This is a genomic window from Pseudoalteromonas sp. 2CM41L (assembly GCF_023161905.1).
Lineage (GTDB): Bacteria > Pseudomonadota > Gammaproteobacteria > Enterobacterales > Alteromonadaceae > Pseudoalteromonas > Pseudoalteromonas atlantica.
Genome location: NZ_JALNTN010000020.1, coordinates 1 through 14,979 on the forward strand (window position 1 = coordinate 1; position 14,979 = coordinate 14,979).

Genomic DNA, 14,979 nt, shown 5'->3' on the forward strand with positions numbered 1-14,979 from the left:
TTACAAACCTCGCGCCGCGATTTAATCGCCCCTAGATTGAACAAATTTCAATCCGCAAAGATCAACACGCCCTAATAAAGCAATTTATGTACGAGGAATAAACCCTAGTGCATCGTAAACCGATTTAAGTGTTTTTTCTGCACGTACACTGGCTTTTTCTGCGCCTGATTTCATGATGCTATCAAGTAGGTTTTGATCTTCTCTGATCTCTTTAAAACGAGCTTGGATTGGCTCAATCATGCTAACAACTGCATCGGCTGTGTCTTTTTTCAGGTGACCATACATTTTATCTTCATACTCTGGCACTAAGTCTTCAATTGAGCGCTTAGTGGCTACGCTTAATAAAGTAAGTAAATTAGAAACGCCTGGCTTTTCAGTACGGTCAAAGTAAATACGCGCTTGCTCGTCTGAATCGGTTACTGCTTTTTTAAGCTTTTTCTCAATCTTTTTAGGCTCATCTAATAGCATGATGTAGCCATTAGGGTTTTCGTCAGACTTAGACATTTTTTTGAGCGGATCTTGAAGGCTCATTACGCGTGCGCCAAATTCGGGAATGTATGGCTCAGGTAACTTAAATACGTCACCGTATAAATTATTAAAGCGTGTCGCTATATCACGCGTTAACTCTAAGTGCTGCTTTTGGTCATCCCCTACCGGTACTTGGTCAGCTTGATATAATAAAATATCCGCAGCTTGCAATACTGGGTACGAGAATAAACCTACGTTTACATTGTTAGCATGCTTAGATGACTTGTCTTTAAACTGAGTCATGCGGTTAAGCTCGCCCATTTGTGCGTAACAATTTAGCACCCATGCTAACTGCGCGTGTTCTGGCACTTGCGACTGTACAAATAAGGCCGATTTTTCAGGGTCTATGCCACATGCCGCGTATAACGCTATACCATCTAATACACGAGAGCGAAGAAGTTCAGGCTCTTGGCGCACGGTAATCGCGTGTAAATCAACAAGCATAAAGAAACTTTCGTGGTCTTCCTGTAGCTTTAGCCACTGGTTAATAGCGCCAACATAGTTGCCTATTGTCATACCACCGGTTGGCTGAATGCCACTTAAAACTACTGGTTTACTCATGATTTTCCTTTAGTGTTTAGTTAATTAAAAATTTTAACGCTGTGTTAGTGTTGGTATTATATCTAAGAAGTTATCGCATAGGTACTGTGGATTATAATCCTCAAGATTTTCGCCTTGGTTATAACCATAATCCACCGCTATTACATCAATTTTAGCGGCATGTGCTGCCAATATATCGCTTTTTGAATCGCCAATCATAATAGCCTTACTCGGCTCAACATTTAGCTTTTTACATGCATACAGTAAAGGCGCTGGTGAAGGCTTTTTAGCCATATCGTCTCCACACACTATCACTTCAAAGTGACTTGTAAGGGAAAGCTTATCAAGTAGTAGCTCGGTAAATAGACGCGCCTTATTAGTAACAAGTGCTTTTGGCATGCCCCGCAAAGCACTGAGCCCTGTTTCTACATGCTGATACAACACACTATACTTGCCCACTAGCTGCTCATAATGTTGGTAAAATAAGGCAATGGCTTTTGCACTAAGCGCTTCATCTAAATGTTCGCTAATTTGCATATCACCGCTGAGTGCACGCTTGACTAGGGTTTCAATACCGTTGCCTATCCAGCTTTCAACCAAGCTTTGGCTAACAATAGGAAACGCTAAATCACTCAGTGTTAAGTTTACTGCTAGGTATAAATCGTAAACGCTATCAACAAGTGTGCCGTCAAGGTCGAACAAAGCTACATCATATTTCATTACTTTACGTTTCCTAACTGCTCACGCATTTGATCAATAACAACCTTGTAATCAGGCTCATTAAAAATAGCAGACCCTGCTACAAACATATCGGCACCTGCTTGCGCTGCTGCGGCTATGTTATCAACCTTAATACCACCATCTACTTCTAGGCGAATATCACGACCCGACGCAACTATACGCTGCTTAGCTTGAGCTAGTTTTTCAAGGGTGTGGGGAATAAAGCTTTGGCCGCCAAAGCCTGGGTTTACCGACATTAATAAAATAGTATCTAGCTTATCAATAACGTGATCGAGGTAGCTAAGGCTAGTGGCAGGGTTGAATACTAAACCCGCTTTACAACCATGGTCTTTAATGAGCTGTATGGTGCGGTCTATATGCTCGCTGGCCTCAGGGTGAAAAGTAATTATTGATGCGCCGGCCTCTGCAAACAAAGGAATTATACTATCGACTGGTTTTACCATTAGGTGCACATCTATAGGCGCTGTTACACCGTAATCTCTAAGCGCTTTGCACACCATAGGCCCAATAGTGAGATTAGGCACGTAGTGATTGTCCATGACATCAAAATGTACTACATCAGCGCCTGCAGCGAGTACTTTATCCACATCTTCGCCTAATTTTGCAAAATCGGCTGACAAAATAGAAGGCGCAATTAAGTATTTTTGTTCAGGGTTTAACATAGTAATCCGTCAATCAGTAAAGTATGCCTTAATGTACCGTAAATGCTGAGGTTTCCCAAGTAATACACTGTAAATTAGGCATAACTAAAAATATCGATTTAAATATATAAGTATTTATTTATAAAAAGCTTTAGGGCGTGTTGAGCTTTAGTGGTTGAGTTTTGGGCAGCATGTTTAATTTTTGGTAAGGCCGTGAGTAGGATGCACAAGCCATGCTTACATGATACAAGCTATTAGATTAACGCAAGAGCAGTTATTGTGCCCACTCGATTACAAACTTCGGGGCGCGATTTAAAAACTCTTAGCTTGAGAACACACTTTAACTCGCAAGTTTCAACAGGCCTTAGCTATTACAGATAAATATTAGTTTGTTATTTATACAGCTTTTGTTATTATTAAAAGAGTAACTTAATTTTAGGCTAATATTATGCGTGCATTTAAAATAGGGATCTTAATTGCGTCGGCATTGTTATTTATTGGGGCATTTAGTTTTGCGCCAAGTTCTAAGCAAGATTTAAGCTTAGTTAGCAATTGTCAGCATCAGGCAAGTAGTAAAAACGCTTCAAACACCTTAACGTGTGCGAAAGTAGAAGAAGACTCATCGTGGTTTTCGTGGCTAACAGGCGATAGCCGCAGTGCGCAGTTTCATTATTTAGATTTATTAGAGCTGTTAACTAGCTCAGAAGACGCTAAGAATACGCCTTCAATAAAACCTCTATTTTAAATAATGCTGCACTTTATTAGCGCGTTGCAAAGTGTGCTAGCAGCATTTTTTGGTGTGCAATCAGAGCACAAACGCCAAGCCGACTTCCAACAACACTCCCCTCTTTTTATTATTGCTTTAGCTGTGCTGTTTTTTGTTATTTTTGTAGTGACAATTTACGCAGTGGTTGCTTGGGTGCTAAATACATAGCCATTAGCTCGTCGACCTTGTTGCGTGATCCACCTTTAGGGCTGATAGTACGTTTTACCTGAATTTTACCAAGTGTAGCTTGGCTATAAATTTTTCGCGTCCACACGGTATCGTGGTTAGATATAAGCACTGGGGTATTGTTTTCAAACGCAGCTTGCTCAGCTAAGTTTGCCAAGTTTGCTTGATCGTCTAAATTAAACCCGCCTTTAGCGTAAGAGGTAAACGACGCTGTCTTACTTAACGGTACATAAGGCGGATCGCAATAAATAACCGCATTGTTTGGCACAAGCTTAAACACATCATCATAGCTTAGGCAGGTAAATGTGGCTTTTTGTGCTTTTTCGGCAAAAAAGTACATTTCTTTTTCTGGAAAATAAGGCTTTTTATATTTACCAAATGGCACGTTAAAAATGCCTTTGAGGTTATACCTACACAGCCCATTGTAACCATGGCGATTCATGTATAAAAAGAGCATTGCGCGCTCATACACATCACTGCTTTTATTAAACTGTACACGGTATTCGTAGTAAGCGTCTGGGTGGTTATTTAAATCAACAAATAGTTTTTTAGAGTCACTTATAAACTCATCAGGCGAGCGCTTGAGCTCTTTGTATAAGTTAATTAAATCAGCATTGATGTCGTTGAGTAAATAGTGTTTAAAATTACTATTTAAAAATACCGAGCCTGCACCTACAAAAGGTTCTACCAAGGTTTCAGCGTGTTTGCTGGCTTGAGATAAACGTGCATTAATATCTTCAACTAGGCTGTATTTACCGCCAGCCCATTTAAGGAAGGCTCTACTCTTTTGTTGCATTGGTTCTTAACTTCAATCTGCTGTAGCGCGATTTTACACTAAAGTGAGTCAGTTTACTGATCAAGTCGTGCAATTTCTTGTTTTATTTTGCTGATTTTTTTATAAAAAGGCTTGTTCTTTCTAAGCGCACTCGACAAGGCAGACAACGCACTTTTAGCATCAGCGAGTGATGCATAACTGCCAATAGTAACCACCCACCACACTTTATTATTTCGCTTAGTTTGATATACCTTAGCGCGCTGGCTTAAATTATGTTGAATAATAAACTCACGGGTGATTTTTTCCTGTGTAACGGCTAGCAGCTGCACAGTTGTATTATTATCTGGCTGAGCTAAATACCAAGCGTTATCGGATACGTTATTTGAGATTTTAGGCTGCGGGCTTTCTTTATCGTCACTTTCAATTGGCTCAATAGTCTCAGGAGTGTTTAAGCTTTGTGGTAACGCCTCGCTTTGCTCACTTTGAGCGCTTTGAGCGCTTTGTTGAGCCTGACGCGTTAAACTTTGCATTATCGCCGGCACATCGTTTTTATGGGGCGCTACATTACCTTGTGATTTATCGCTGACCGGCTCTAAAGGCAAATCCGCTTTTGATATATCAGAATTGTCATTACTGACTTCTTTATCCGCGCTTGGGATAGCGACAATTTTAGAAGCAGGAATAGCGGTATCTATGTCCTGGCTTTGTTGATTTTGATAGTACGTTTGCCACCACTGGGTCATGTCATTTTTATACAGCAACCCAATGATAAGTAGCATAATTATAATTAACAACGAGATTAAGTGTACTCGCCACGACACTTTATCTTTTTTTACAATATCAGCCACATGCTCCGTTGGTTGCCATGCTAATAATAAGCTGGGGTTGCCATTCGCTTCATTTAAAAATGCGCTAAATACGGGGTCTTCATCATACGGTAAATTAGGAAAATACCAGCTCATTAGCTGTTTAGATTCATGTGCAGATAAAGGCTCTAAGTAAATTTCAACCGCATTATTAATAGCTAGCTTTGATTGCGAAGCTAGCATGATATAAAGCGTTACAGGGCTGTTTTTGGCAAGTAACTCTAATTCCTGTAATAACTCTTCAGATAAGTGCCTTGCATTATCGAGCACCCACAAACAAGCCTCACACGGCTGCTGCTGCAACAATTGGTAAAAGTTTTCACTTAACGATAAATCGTGATCAATCAGCGGAGAGTTAAAGCTTTGCTCTAATATATCACTCATCAGTGATACATCATTTACACTGGCACTTACTTGTACAAATGCTTTATTAAAACTGTTGTATTTGTCGGTGATGAAGGTTTCGAGCATATAACTTTTGCCTAAGCCAGAGGTGCCTAGTAATACAATTAAGTTTTGCCCGTATTCAAATTGCAGAGCGATTCTATCCACCAACGCCGCACGGCTTGGTAAAATTTGCGCCTGCATTATTGCTCGATTAACGCTCTAACTTGGTCGTCTGATACGTCATCTACCAATGCGCATTGACCAAATTGAGTAGGTAAAATAAAGCGGATAGTGCCTTTTTTATTTTTTTTGTCTTTACGCATATGCATTAAAAACTGCTCAGCAGTCATTTCACTTGGGATCTCAGTCGGTAAATTATAAAGCTTGAGTAGCGTTACAATTCTATCTACCTCAGTTTGCGATAAATCACCGCGTGTATGCGCTAATTTAGCAGCAAGTACCATTCCGGTAGCAACAGCCTCGCCATGTAGCCATAAACCGTATCCCATTTGCGCTTCAATTGCATGCGCAAAGGTATGCCCTAAGTTGAGTAATGCACGAAGGCCATTTTCTTTTTCATCTTGCGCCACGATAAGCGCTTTAATTTCACAACATCTATAAATAATATGCTGCAAACTTGCTTCATCTAGTTGCTGTAGCTTTTCTACATTTTGCTCAATAAAAGCAAATAGCTCGGTATCGTAAATTAAACCATACTTAATAACTTCGGCCATACCCGCAGCAAATTCGCGCGCCGGTAAAGTGTGAAGTGAATTAGTATCAATAAAAACCGCTTGCGGCTGATAAAACGCCCCAATCATGTTTTTACCCAGTGGGTGATTTACCGCTGTTTTGCCCCCTACAGAGGAGTCAACTTGTGATAGTACCGTGGTCGGAATTTGAATAAACGGTACACCGCGCTGATAACATGCAGCAACAAAGCCTGTTAAATCGCCAATAACGCCGCCACCTAGTGCAATTAAGCATGTGTCTCGGCCGCAATTATTTTGCAATAAAAAAGCAGATATTTTCTCAAACCATTCAAGTGACTTGTATTGCTCACCATCGGGAATGACAAAAGAAAGAGGGTCTAGATCAGCTAACGAATCAAGCAGTCCTTGTAAATATAAAGGCGCAACTGTGTCGTTAGTGATAATGATAGGCCGACAATCACCAATGTGGTGAACAAGGCGGCCATTATCTTGAAGTGCAGATTGACCAATAAAAATAGGATAACTTCGCTCGTCCAAATTAACAGTTAATTCAAGCATGCTTTGTTATTTCCTTTATTATTGGTTTTTAAAAATCTAATTTCTCGATGATTTGGTTAGCAACAACTTTAGCGCTTTGCTCATCGGTGCGTACAACAAAATCGGCAACTTCTTTGTATAGTGGCTCGCGTTCTTCTGCTAAGCGCTCTAGTACATTACGAGGTGCTTCTTCAGTTTGCAGTAATGGGCGACGCTTGTCGCGTTGCGTGCGTGCAACTTGCTTTTCTATAGGTGTCTCTAGGTATACAACGATACCACGAGCCGAAAGCTTGTTTCGAACTTCTTTACTCATTACTGAACCACCACCGGTTGCAAGTACAATACCTTGCATTTCGGTTAAGTCGCCAATAACAGATTCTTCACGAAGTCTAAAGCCTTCTTCACCCTCAAGATCAAACACCCAGGCAATATCTGCACCGGTACGGCGTTCGATTTCTTGATCAGAATCGACAAATTCAAGGTGTAATTGGTCAGCGATGTGACGACCAATCGTGCTTTTGCCAGCCCCCATGGGGCCAACTAGAAATATATTACGTTTCTCAGCCATATCTTTTAGTACAAACGAACTCTAAAATTTGAAATAAAACCCCGCCTAACGACCTGGCCCCAAAATTAAGGAGGGGATTATCTCAGTAATTGGCCGGGTATTTCAAGTCTATTACAATAAAAAGCCATATAACGAGCAATTATTATCAATAAACACTCGTTGACGAACATAAAACCACTAAATTTTAGTCTATTTGTATTTTCGGTGTCACGAAAATAAGTAATTCACGTTTCTCATTAAACTCGCTGGTGCTCTTAAATAAGCGTCCAACATACGGAATATCACCAAGTACAGGTACTTTATTTGTGGTATTAATTATTTGCTGCTGAAAAATACCACCCAGCACAACGGTTTGGCCGTTATCAACCAGCACTTGTGTTTCAATTTGTTGAGTGTCTATCGAAACCGCTTCACCTGTTCCGGTTTGAACCGTTTCGCCACGAGTATCTTGTGTAATAACTAAGTCTAAAATAACTTTGTTATCAGGCGTTATATGCGGTGTAACCTCAAGGCTCAATACCGCTTTTTTAAAGCTTACAGTAGTAGCACCACTTGAGGCTGATTCGGTATAGGGGATTTCAGTACCTTGCTCAATACGTGCTTTTTGCTGATTAGCTGCAGTAATGCGCGGGCTCGCAATAATCTCACCTTTATTTTCTTCTTCTAAAGCACTTAGCTCTAAATCAATTAAAGTACCATTAGCCAACTTAGCTATGTGTAAACCAATACTTGCCGCAGGGTTAGTAATAGGTAGGTTTACATTAAGACGGTCTGATAAATCAGGAATAGTGCCATTTGAGATAGACTCAGCTCCTTCAAGCGAGCCAGATATACCATCACTATCTTGTTGATCACTAAATCCCCAACGCACGCCTAAATCTTCTGTGACGTTATCGCGCACTGTTACCATACGTGATTCAATAACAACCTGTTGCACTGGGATATCGAGTGTTTCAATCATACGGCGAATGCTCTCAATGCTCTTCGCTGTATCTTTAATAAGTAATGTATTGGTACGCTGGTCAACCGATACACTGCCTCGGGCAGAAATGATGCTGTTAGTGTCGGTTTTCAGTAAATCCGCAAAATCTTCAGCCTTAGCGTAGTTTAAACGAATATACTCACTGTAAAGCGGCTCTAAATCCTCGACCTTTTGTTTTGCTAGTAAATCTTTAGCTTCACGTGCAGCGAGCTCTTCAGCTGGCGCAACCATCAATATAGAGCCATCCATGCGCTTATCAAGGCCTTTAATACGCAGTACAACATCTAAAGCCTGATCCCATGGAACGCCATCTAAACGAAGTGTAATATTGCCAGTTACTGAGTCACTCGTTACTAAGTTAAACTCGTTATAACCCGCTATGATTTGCAGTACAGCTCTAACCGAAATATCTTGGAAGTTTAAGGTCATTGGACGACCTTGATATTCCTTGCCGCCATCTAAATAGGCATTTTGCGTTTCATCTTTTTCAATGGTTAACGTTAAAATGTTATCTATTTGCTGGTAGGTAAAGGTAAAAGCAGCATTAGGCTCAATAACTACACGGCTTAAGCTATCTTCTTTAAAGGTCTCAATGGTACTTACTACAGTACCAAAATCTAGCACATCTAATTCATACAGTAAGTCGTCTAAAATATCTGTGTGATGAAACTCTGCAATTATTTTTCCACCACTTTCATGTACTTCTATTGCAGCTTGCGTGTCTTGTAAAAATACTAAAACTTTTGCTTCACCTTTTTCACCACGGCGAAAATCAATAGATTGAATCCGATTAATATAAGCGCTTGAGGCATTATTACCATTGCTGCTTTCATCAGAAGCTTGTTCAGTAAGCGGGTTATCAGATACGCGCAACGACACTAAGTTATTATTAACTTGTGTTTCGTATATTTTTAAACGCTCTAAATTTACCGTAACTTTTAAGCCTTGCTCTGTCAGTACGCTGCTCACACTGTTAATACCTGCGTGATCGACCGGCACATTTTCAAGACCCTGTTCTAGTTCTGCACCATCAAATAACATTTCTATGCGTGCTGGTGTGTTGTGTACTTGAATTTTAGGTTGTTGTGTTAGCTCTTCGTCAAATACAAGTTGTAACTCTGTCTCGCCTTTTAGCAAGGGGTTATAACGTACATCATAAAGTAATGGCGCTGCACTGGCTGTTTTTACAACAAAAAGAGCCAATATGACAAATAACACCATTTGAAAACGATGATGCCAAAGTACATCCTTATACATGTGGGTTTTACCTTTTTTATTATTAATTTGCGCCATTATTTGCCGCCTCTAACATTTCCAATTTAGTCAGCCGCTCTTTCCAACAACCCGACCCATCAGGGATTAATTCAACTAGTTCTACATAATCACTACTTACAGACTTAACTTTACCGTCATACGTGCCTAAGTAATTATTTACCGTTATCCTATGCAACGTTTCATCCGCTGCGGTGATCAGTGCCCACATTTGACCGCTAGAGCCTAATGTACCTTTCATTGATAGGTTATCGAGCGGATACTTTTCTAGTGGCTCTCTCACTCTATCAGGGTCAGGGTGTAAACAATTTTTAATTTGCGTTAGTTTATTTTGAATAATTTCAGGCTGTGGAGCCACAAAAGGACTACGCAGCTGCGATGCATTATATTCAAAATGTTCAAACTGCGTTAATTCAGGTATTCCCTCAACTTTAGGCGTGGTGCTGGCCTTAACTTGGTCAATAAATTCTTTTTGCTCAGACGTATCGTCGTTACAACCTGCCAACAATAAAACAGACAATGATAATAAAGGGACTAGTCTCACTTTTTAACCCCTTCTTCATAACGATACGTTTTTGCTACCACACTGAATGTTAGTTGCTTTTCACCAGATGATACAATCGAAAAGTCATGTAAACTTACAATTCGTGGTAATTGGGCTACTTTTCCTACAAATTCACCAAACTCATGGTAAGTACCTATTACTTCAATTTTTATAGGCAGCTCGGTATAAAACTCTTTTTCGATTTCAGGTAACCAGCCAATTTTCAAAAATGTTAAACCGCTAGTAGTACCTACATAAGATAAATCGTCTAAAAGGCCAGGGGTTTCATTTGAGGTAGGTAATCGCTTTAGTAGTTGTGAAAACTTATCTTCCATCTCAACCATTTGCTGGCGATATATATCAAGCTTACTGGCTACAGCATATTTAGTTCTGTAGGTAGTACGCAGCTCGACTTCTTTTGCTACCGCGCTGTGATAGCTGTCTATTTCATCAGATACCAATAAGCTGTAACTAAAAAACAACACTAAACCGGCGACAAATAAGCAACAAATTGCTTTTACTGCAACCGGCCATTCACCAATGTTGTCGAGCTCAATTTCATTCCAATCTATTTCATTTAAGGCTTTTAAATCAAGGTTCATCACTTACCTCACCAATTTTATCAAATGGCTTTACATAAAACTCCATATTAAAATCACTGAGTAACCGTGATGTTTGATCGCCTGCCACAATGCCCTGCATGATTGGCCTTTCTAATAGATAAGAGCCTTGTACCTGACGTAGCATAGTAGATAAACGATTGTTTGATTCACTGCGCCCTAACACATGTATTTGTGTACCACGCCGCTCAAGCTTAGTTAAATACACGCCTTGAGGAACAATTTTAGCTACTTCATCCATAATTTGAGTACCTAAATTACGGCTGCTTTGTAGCTCTTCAATCAACCGCATTCGTTGTTGTAAATTCTCTTTTCGCTTATCGAGATCTCTAATCTCACTAATTTTTTTATCAAGAGTACTGATTTCTGAGCTTAAATAATTATTTTTTAAGTTCTGCCCATCTTTTAAACCCGCGTAAAAAGAGCTAAGTAAGTACATACTTGCAAAACTACCTAGTACTACTGCTATTAATATAGTTATAAATTTCTTTTTTGATTCTTCTCGTTGTAGCTCTCGCCACGGCAGTAGATTTATATGTGGCATGATGAAAAGCTCCTCAATGCCAAACCAGTAGCAATTGCAAACTGCGTTCTATTTCTTTGCATTACATTTCTGTCTACTTTTGGCGAAATTTCCATATTAGCGAACGGTTCAGCCACCACAGCATGAATACCGAGCTCTTCAATTAACAACCTATCTAAACCGTCTATCATTGATGTACCGCCGGTTAGCACTATATAATCTACTTGATCTTTACCTGTGGTTGTTAAAAACATTTGTACCGCACGGCGCACCTGTTGCAATAGTGATGTCTGAAACGGTGCCAGCACTTCAAAAGTATAATTAGCAGGTAAATCACCCGTTGTTTTGCCTATTTCGGCCTCATCAAAACTTTTATTATAATAAGATACAATACTATTAGTATATTGGTCGCCACCAAATACTTGGTCGCGGGTATAAATTGTTTCACCCGCTTGAACGACACTCACCAACATTAATACAGCGCCAATATCTACCACGGCAACACACTTATTAAAGGCATCACTTGGCAGTTGCTGATAATACACCTCCATCGCTCTACTTAACGCATAGCTTTCAACATCAACCACTTTAGCGGTTAAGTTTGCCGCCTCCAGCGCGCCCACACGGGCTTCAACACTTTCTGTACGCGCAGCAGATAACAACACATTCATTTTACTCGGGTCGGCTTCGTTGGTAGAGAGCTTTTCAAAATCTAAACTCACTTCATCAAGGGGGTAAGGTATTAAGCTGTCAGCTTCTATTTCAATTTGCGACTCTAATTCAGCGTCACTTAATGAAACATCCATAAAAATAACTTTAGTGATAACGGTTTGTCCTGATACAGCCACTGCCGCTGATTTTAACGATTTTGGTAGTTTTCTTTTTAATTTTGTAATTATGTTACCAATTGCTTCGATATCCTGAATAGAGCGCTCGCTCATTGCACCTTTTGGCATGGGTTCAATTGCAAGTGCTTCTAGTCGAAATCCCGTTTCAATTTCACTTAAAAGCACTGCTTTGATAGAGTGCGATCCGATATCAATTCCGACCATCGCAGGTAATGGCTTTTGAAATAGTTGACTTAGCATGTTTGCAACTTGACCTTTGTTTTAATAATAAACAAGTTATAATTTTTATAGTAAAAAATATTATTCATTTTTTAATCAATATATACTAGCAGTCTAAACTCGCAATTGGGAGTCCATTTAGGGAAATATAAGTGATTTTATTAAAAAGAACATTACAATTTTTTATCATTTGCACGTTAATTGGTCTGATCACTTTAATCAGCCTTTATTATTACGTTAAACCTGATATCCCCAGTGTGCAAGTTTTAAAAGACGTGCAATTACAAACCCCTATGCAAGTCTTTACCAAAGATGGACTCTTAATTAATCAATTTGGTGAAAAACGCCGCATCCCCGTTACTATAGACGAAATACCTCAACCTTTAATTAATGCCTTCTTAGCCACAGAAGATAACCGTTTTTATGACCATATTGGTATAGACCCTATTGGTATTGTCCGCTCTGCTATTGTGTTAATTTCAACAGGTGAGAAAAAACAAGGCGCGAGTACCATTACTATGCAGCTTGCTCGTAACTTCTTTTTAACACGAGAAAAAGCGTATATTCGTAAAGTTAAAGAGATTTTTATAGCCCTACATATTGAAAGTGTATTAACAAAAGACGAAATTCTTGAGCTGTATCTTAATAAAATAGAACTAGGTAATCGTGCATTTGGTATTGGTGCTGCTGCTCAAGTTTACTATGGCAAAGAGCTAAAAGACCTAACTCTTGCACAAATAGCAATGATTGCCGGTTTACCTAAAGCCCCTTCGGCGCTTAACCCGATTCGTAACCCAATTAGAGCTAAAGCACGTCGTAATGTAGTGCTTGGTCGCTTACTTACTGAAAACTATATTACGCAACAGCAATACAACGATGCGGCTAACCAGCCTATCACTGCTTATTTTCACGGTGCTGAGATAGACCTTTACGCCCCTTATATCTCTGAGATGGTTCGTGCTGAGATGGTTGAGCGCTACGGTGTAGAAAAAGCATATAACTCTGGCTTTAAAATATTTACCTCTGTGGAGTCTAAAGTTCAAAAGGCTGCGCAAACAGCTTTAGTTAATAATTTACATAACTACGATATGCGTCATGGCTTTCGTGGGTCTGTAGACGTGTTATGGGATCCAGAAACACAGCCCGCCTTAAGTGAGCAGCAAATTATAGAAAAGCTAAAACCTGTTAAAGAAATAGCTGATTTGCATGCTGGCGTGGTGTTAAATGTGGCAGAGAAAACCGCTGACGTTATTTTAAAAAATGGCCAGCGCACCACACTTGATTGGGATAATTTAAAATGGGCGCGCAAATACATTACTCGCTACCGCCAAAGTTTTGCCCCTAAAGCCGCTACTGACATTCTTACCCCTGGCATGCAAATATGGCTGCGTAAAAATGACGACGACAGTTACCTACTAAGCCAAATACCAGAAGCTGCCAGTGCACTTGTTTCACTCGACCCACAAGATGGCCGTATTAAAGCTATAGTAGGCGGTTACAGTTTTGAGCAAAGCCAATACAACCGAGCGGTACAAGCTAAACGCCAAGTTGGCTCTAATATTAAACCCTTTATTTATTCTGCTGCGCTCGAAAATGGCTATACATTGGCCTCTATTTTAAACGACGCGCCAATAAACCAGTGGGATAAAAGTTTAGGTGTAGCGTGGCGACCAAAAAACAGCCCAGCCGTTTATAATGGCCCTATACGTATTCGCCGTGCACTTGCACAATCTAAAAACGTTATTTCTGTGCGCTTACTTCGCGGTGTAGGGTTACAACGCACCGCCGATCACTTGCTTAAGTTTGGTTTTAAAGATGCTGATATCAACCGCAGTGAATCGTTAGCATTAGGGAGTGCATCAATCACGCCATTAGAGCTTGCTCGCGGCATGAGCGCATTTGCTAATGGCGGTCACTTAATTGAACCTTACTTTATATCTGAAATTCAAGATGCCTATGGCAATGTACTATTTAAAGCAAACCCGGCTCTTGCTTGCGATGAAGACGAGCTATTACCCATCTCTCAAGCAGTGGATAGCTTTGCCAACAATAACCTAGATACCGACATAACAGATGATACAGCCACGCAACCACGTTGTGCACCACGTGTTATTTCAAAGCAAAATGCTTTTTTAATTGCTGAAGCAATGCACAGCGCAGTATGGGGTGGCGGTAGCTGGACCCATAAAACAGGCTGGAGCGGGACAGGTTGGCGTGCGCAAGCATTAGATAGACGCGATCTATCGGGTAAAACAGGCACAACCAATGACTCTGTTGATACTTGGTTTAGCGGCTTTAACCGCAATGTAGTAACGTCTGTATGGGTTGGTTTTGACAACCCAGGTAACTCGTTAGGACGCTCAACCTATAATAACAACCTAGATAGCAGTCAAATCTCTGGTGCTGAATCGGGCGCCAAAACGGCACAGCCTGCCTGGGTTGATTTTATGAAAGTGGCGCTTGAGGGCACACCAGAGGCGCCAATAGAGCCTCCTGAAGGTCTAGTTTCAATTCGTATCGATTTAAAAACAGGTTTGTTAAGTCATAAAAACGACTACACCAGTCGCTTTGAATATTTTGAAAAAGGCACTGCGCCTACAAAATATGTGCTGTCTCAGCCAACTGATATTTTTGAAGAAGATACAAAAACAGAAGAAGAGTTATTCTAAAAACAAAAACGGCAGCTTACACAAGCTGCCGTTTTACTATTAATATTTGCTGCG

General features: G+C 40.2%; 15 protein-coding genes. 3 read left to right on the top strand and 12 right to left on the bottom strand.

Going from position 1 to position 14,979, the window contains the following annotated elements; genetic code table 11:
• Window positions 1-84 precede the first annotated feature (84 nt).
• Genes trpS through rpe form a run of 3 tightly spaced genes read right to left on the bottom strand, consistent with a single transcriptional unit; the run spans window position 85 to window position 2,471 of the window.
• Window positions 85-1,089, bottom strand: a complete 1,005-nt coding sequence (gene trpS / locus MTF64_RS17795) for a tryptophan--tRNA ligase (protein ID WP_029771853.1) — start codon at window positions 1,087-1,089, stop codon at window positions 85-87.
• Between the two features lie 33 nt (window positions 1,090-1,122).
• Window positions 1,123-1,788 (bottom strand): phosphoglycolate phosphatase, encoded by a 666-nt coding sequence (locus MTF64_RS17800; protein WP_004589357.1) that lies wholly within the window; start codon window positions 1,786-1,788, stop codon window positions 1,123-1,125.
• Window positions 1,788-2,471: a ribulose-phosphate 3-epimerase gene (rpe, locus tag MTF64_RS17805; protein WP_029771856.1), complete on the bottom strand. Its 684-nt coding sequence runs from the start codon at window positions 2,469-2,471 to the stop codon at window positions 1,788-1,790. Before rpe ends, MTF64_RS17800 begins: the two co-directional genes overlap by 1 nt.
• Window positions 2,472-2,898: 427 nt before the next feature.
• On the opposite strand from rpe, the gene MTF64_RS17810 reads away from it, so the two are divergent.
• Window positions 2,899-3,195, top strand: a complete 297-nt coding sequence (locus MTF64_RS17810) for a hypothetical protein (protein WP_096041067.1) — start codon at window positions 2,899-2,901, stop codon at window positions 3,193-3,195.
• 3 nt (window positions 3,196-3,198) lie between these two features.
• Complete coding sequence (locus MTF64_RS17815; RefSeq protein ID WP_024032525.1) at window positions 3,199-3,384, top strand: DUF2970 domain-containing protein; 186 nt, start codon at window positions 3,199-3,201, stop codon at window positions 3,382-3,384.
• On the opposite strand, the gene MTF64_RS17820 is transcribed toward MTF64_RS17815, so the two are convergent.
• The 9 genes from MTF64_RS17820 to MTF64_RS17860 form a co-directional block, all read right to left on the bottom strand.
• Window positions 3,332-4,198: a Dam family site-specific DNA-(adenine-N6)-methyltransferase gene (locus MTF64_RS17820; protein WP_024032526.1), complete on the bottom strand. Its 867-nt coding sequence runs from the start codon at window positions 4,196-4,198 to the stop codon at window positions 3,332-3,334. The two genes, MTF64_RS17815 and MTF64_RS17820, sit on opposite strands and share 53 nt — an antisense overlap.
• 53 nt (window positions 4,199-4,251) lie before the next feature.
• On the bottom strand, window positions 4,252-5,631 hold the full coding sequence (locus tag MTF64_RS17825; RefSeq protein ID WP_096041066.1) for an AAA family ATPase: 1,380 nt from the start codon (window positions 5,629-5,631) through the stop codon (window positions 4,252-4,254).
• The gene (gene aroB / locus MTF64_RS17830; protein WP_096041065.1) at window positions 5,631-6,701 is read right to left on the bottom strand and encodes a 3-dehydroquinate synthase; all 1,071 of its coding nucleotides are present in this window, start codon (window positions 6,699-6,701) and stop codon (window positions 5,631-5,633) included. The genes MTF64_RS17825 and aroB overlap by 1 nt, the downstream gene beginning before the upstream one ends.
• Window positions 6,702-6,729: 28 nt before the next feature.
• The gene (gene aroK / locus MTF64_RS17835; RefSeq protein WP_004589350.1) at window positions 6,730-7,248 is read right to left on the bottom strand and encodes a shikimate kinase AroK; all 519 of its coding nucleotides are present in this window, start codon (window positions 7,246-7,248) and stop codon (window positions 6,730-6,732) included.
• 184 nt (window positions 7,249-7,432) lie between these two features.
• Window positions 7,433-9,523 (bottom strand): type IV pilus secretin PilQ family protein, encoded by a 2,091-nt coding sequence (locus tag MTF64_RS17840; RefSeq protein ID WP_096041064.1) that lies wholly within the window; start codon window positions 9,521-9,523, stop codon window positions 7,433-7,435.
• Window positions 9,510-10,046 carry a pilus assembly protein PilP gene (locus tag MTF64_RS17845; protein ID WP_096041063.1) on the bottom strand — a complete coding sequence of 179 codons (537 nt, stop codon included), beginning with the start codon at window positions 10,044-10,046 and terminating at the stop codon, window positions 9,510-9,512. The genes MTF64_RS17840 and MTF64_RS17845 overlap by 14 nt, the downstream gene beginning before the upstream one ends.
• The gene (locus MTF64_RS17850; RefSeq protein WP_096041062.1) at window positions 10,043-10,648 is read right to left on the bottom strand and encodes a type 4a pilus biogenesis protein PilO; all 606 of its coding nucleotides are present in this window, start codon (window positions 10,646-10,648) and stop codon (window positions 10,043-10,045) included. The genes MTF64_RS17845 and MTF64_RS17850 overlap by 4 nt, the downstream gene beginning before the upstream one ends.
• Window positions 10,638-11,210 carry a PilN domain-containing protein gene (locus MTF64_RS17855; RefSeq protein ID WP_096041061.1) on the bottom strand — a complete coding sequence of 191 codons (573 nt, stop codon included), beginning with the start codon at window positions 11,208-11,210 and terminating at the stop codon, window positions 10,638-10,640. Before MTF64_RS17855 ends, MTF64_RS17850 begins: the two co-directional genes overlap by 11 nt.
• Complete coding sequence (locus MTF64_RS17860) at window positions 11,198-12,277, bottom strand: pilus assembly protein PilM (protein ID WP_248452199.1); 1,080 nt, start codon at window positions 12,275-12,277, stop codon at window positions 11,198-11,200. The genes MTF64_RS17855 and MTF64_RS17860 overlap by 13 nt, the downstream gene beginning before the upstream one ends.
• Before the next feature lie 131 nt (window positions 12,278-12,408).
• Between MTF64_RS17860 and MTF64_RS17865 the strand changes: the two genes are divergently transcribed.
• Window positions 12,409-14,925 carry a PBP1A family penicillin-binding protein gene (locus tag MTF64_RS17865; RefSeq protein ID WP_248452200.1) on the top strand — a complete coding sequence of 839 codons (2,517 nt, stop codon included), beginning with the start codon at window positions 12,409-12,411 and terminating at the stop codon, window positions 14,923-14,925.
• The last annotated feature ends 54 nt before the right edge of the window (window positions 14,926-14,979 follow it).

Coding starts and splice junctions, on each gene's coding strand:
- trpS (WP_029771853.1), bottom strand. CDS start 1,089: ATGAGTAAACCAGTAGTTTTAAGTGGCATTCAGCCAACCGGTGGTATG.
- MTF64_RS17800 (WP_004589357.1), bottom strand. CDS start 1,788: ATGAAATATGATGTAGCTTTGTTCGACCTTGACGGCACACTTGTTGAT.
- rpe (WP_029771856.1), bottom strand. CDS start 2,471: ATGTTAAACCCTGAACAAAAATACTTAATTGCGCCTTCTATTTTGTCA.
- MTF64_RS17810 (WP_096041067.1), top strand. CDS start 2,899: ATGCGTGCATTTAAAATAGGGATCTTAATTGCGTCGGCATTGTTATTT.
- MTF64_RS17815 (WP_024032525.1), top strand. CDS start 3,199: ATGCTGCACTTTATTAGCGCGTTGCAAAGTGTGCTAGCAGCATTTTTT.
- MTF64_RS17820 (WP_024032526.1), bottom strand. CDS start 4,198: ATGCAACAAAAGAGTAGAGCCTTCCTTAAATGGGCTGGCGGTAAATAC.
- MTF64_RS17825 (WP_096041066.1), bottom strand. CDS start 5,631: ATGCAGGCGCAAATTTTACCAAGCCGTGCGGCGTTGGTGGATAGAATC.
- aroB (WP_096041065.1), bottom strand. CDS start 6,701: ATGCTTGAATTAACTGTTAATTTGGACGAGCGAAGTTATCCTATTTTT.
- aroK (WP_004589350.1), bottom strand. CDS start 7,248: ATGGCTGAGAAACGTAATATATTTCTAGTTGGCCCCATGGGGGCTGGC.
- MTF64_RS17840 (WP_096041064.1), bottom strand. CDS start 9,523: ATGGCGCAAATTAATAATAAAAAAGGTAAAACCCACATGTATAAGGAT.
- MTF64_RS17850 (WP_096041062.1), bottom strand. CDS start 10,648: ATGAACCTTGATTTAAAAGCCTTAAATGAAATAGATTGGAATGAAATT.
- MTF64_RS17855 (WP_096041061.1), bottom strand. CDS start 11,210: ATGCCACATATAAATCTACTGCCGTGGCGAGAGCTACAACGAGAAGAA.
- MTF64_RS17860 (WP_248452199.1), bottom strand. CDS start 12,277: ATGCTAAGTCAACTATTTCAAAAGCCATTACCTGCGATGGTCGGAATT.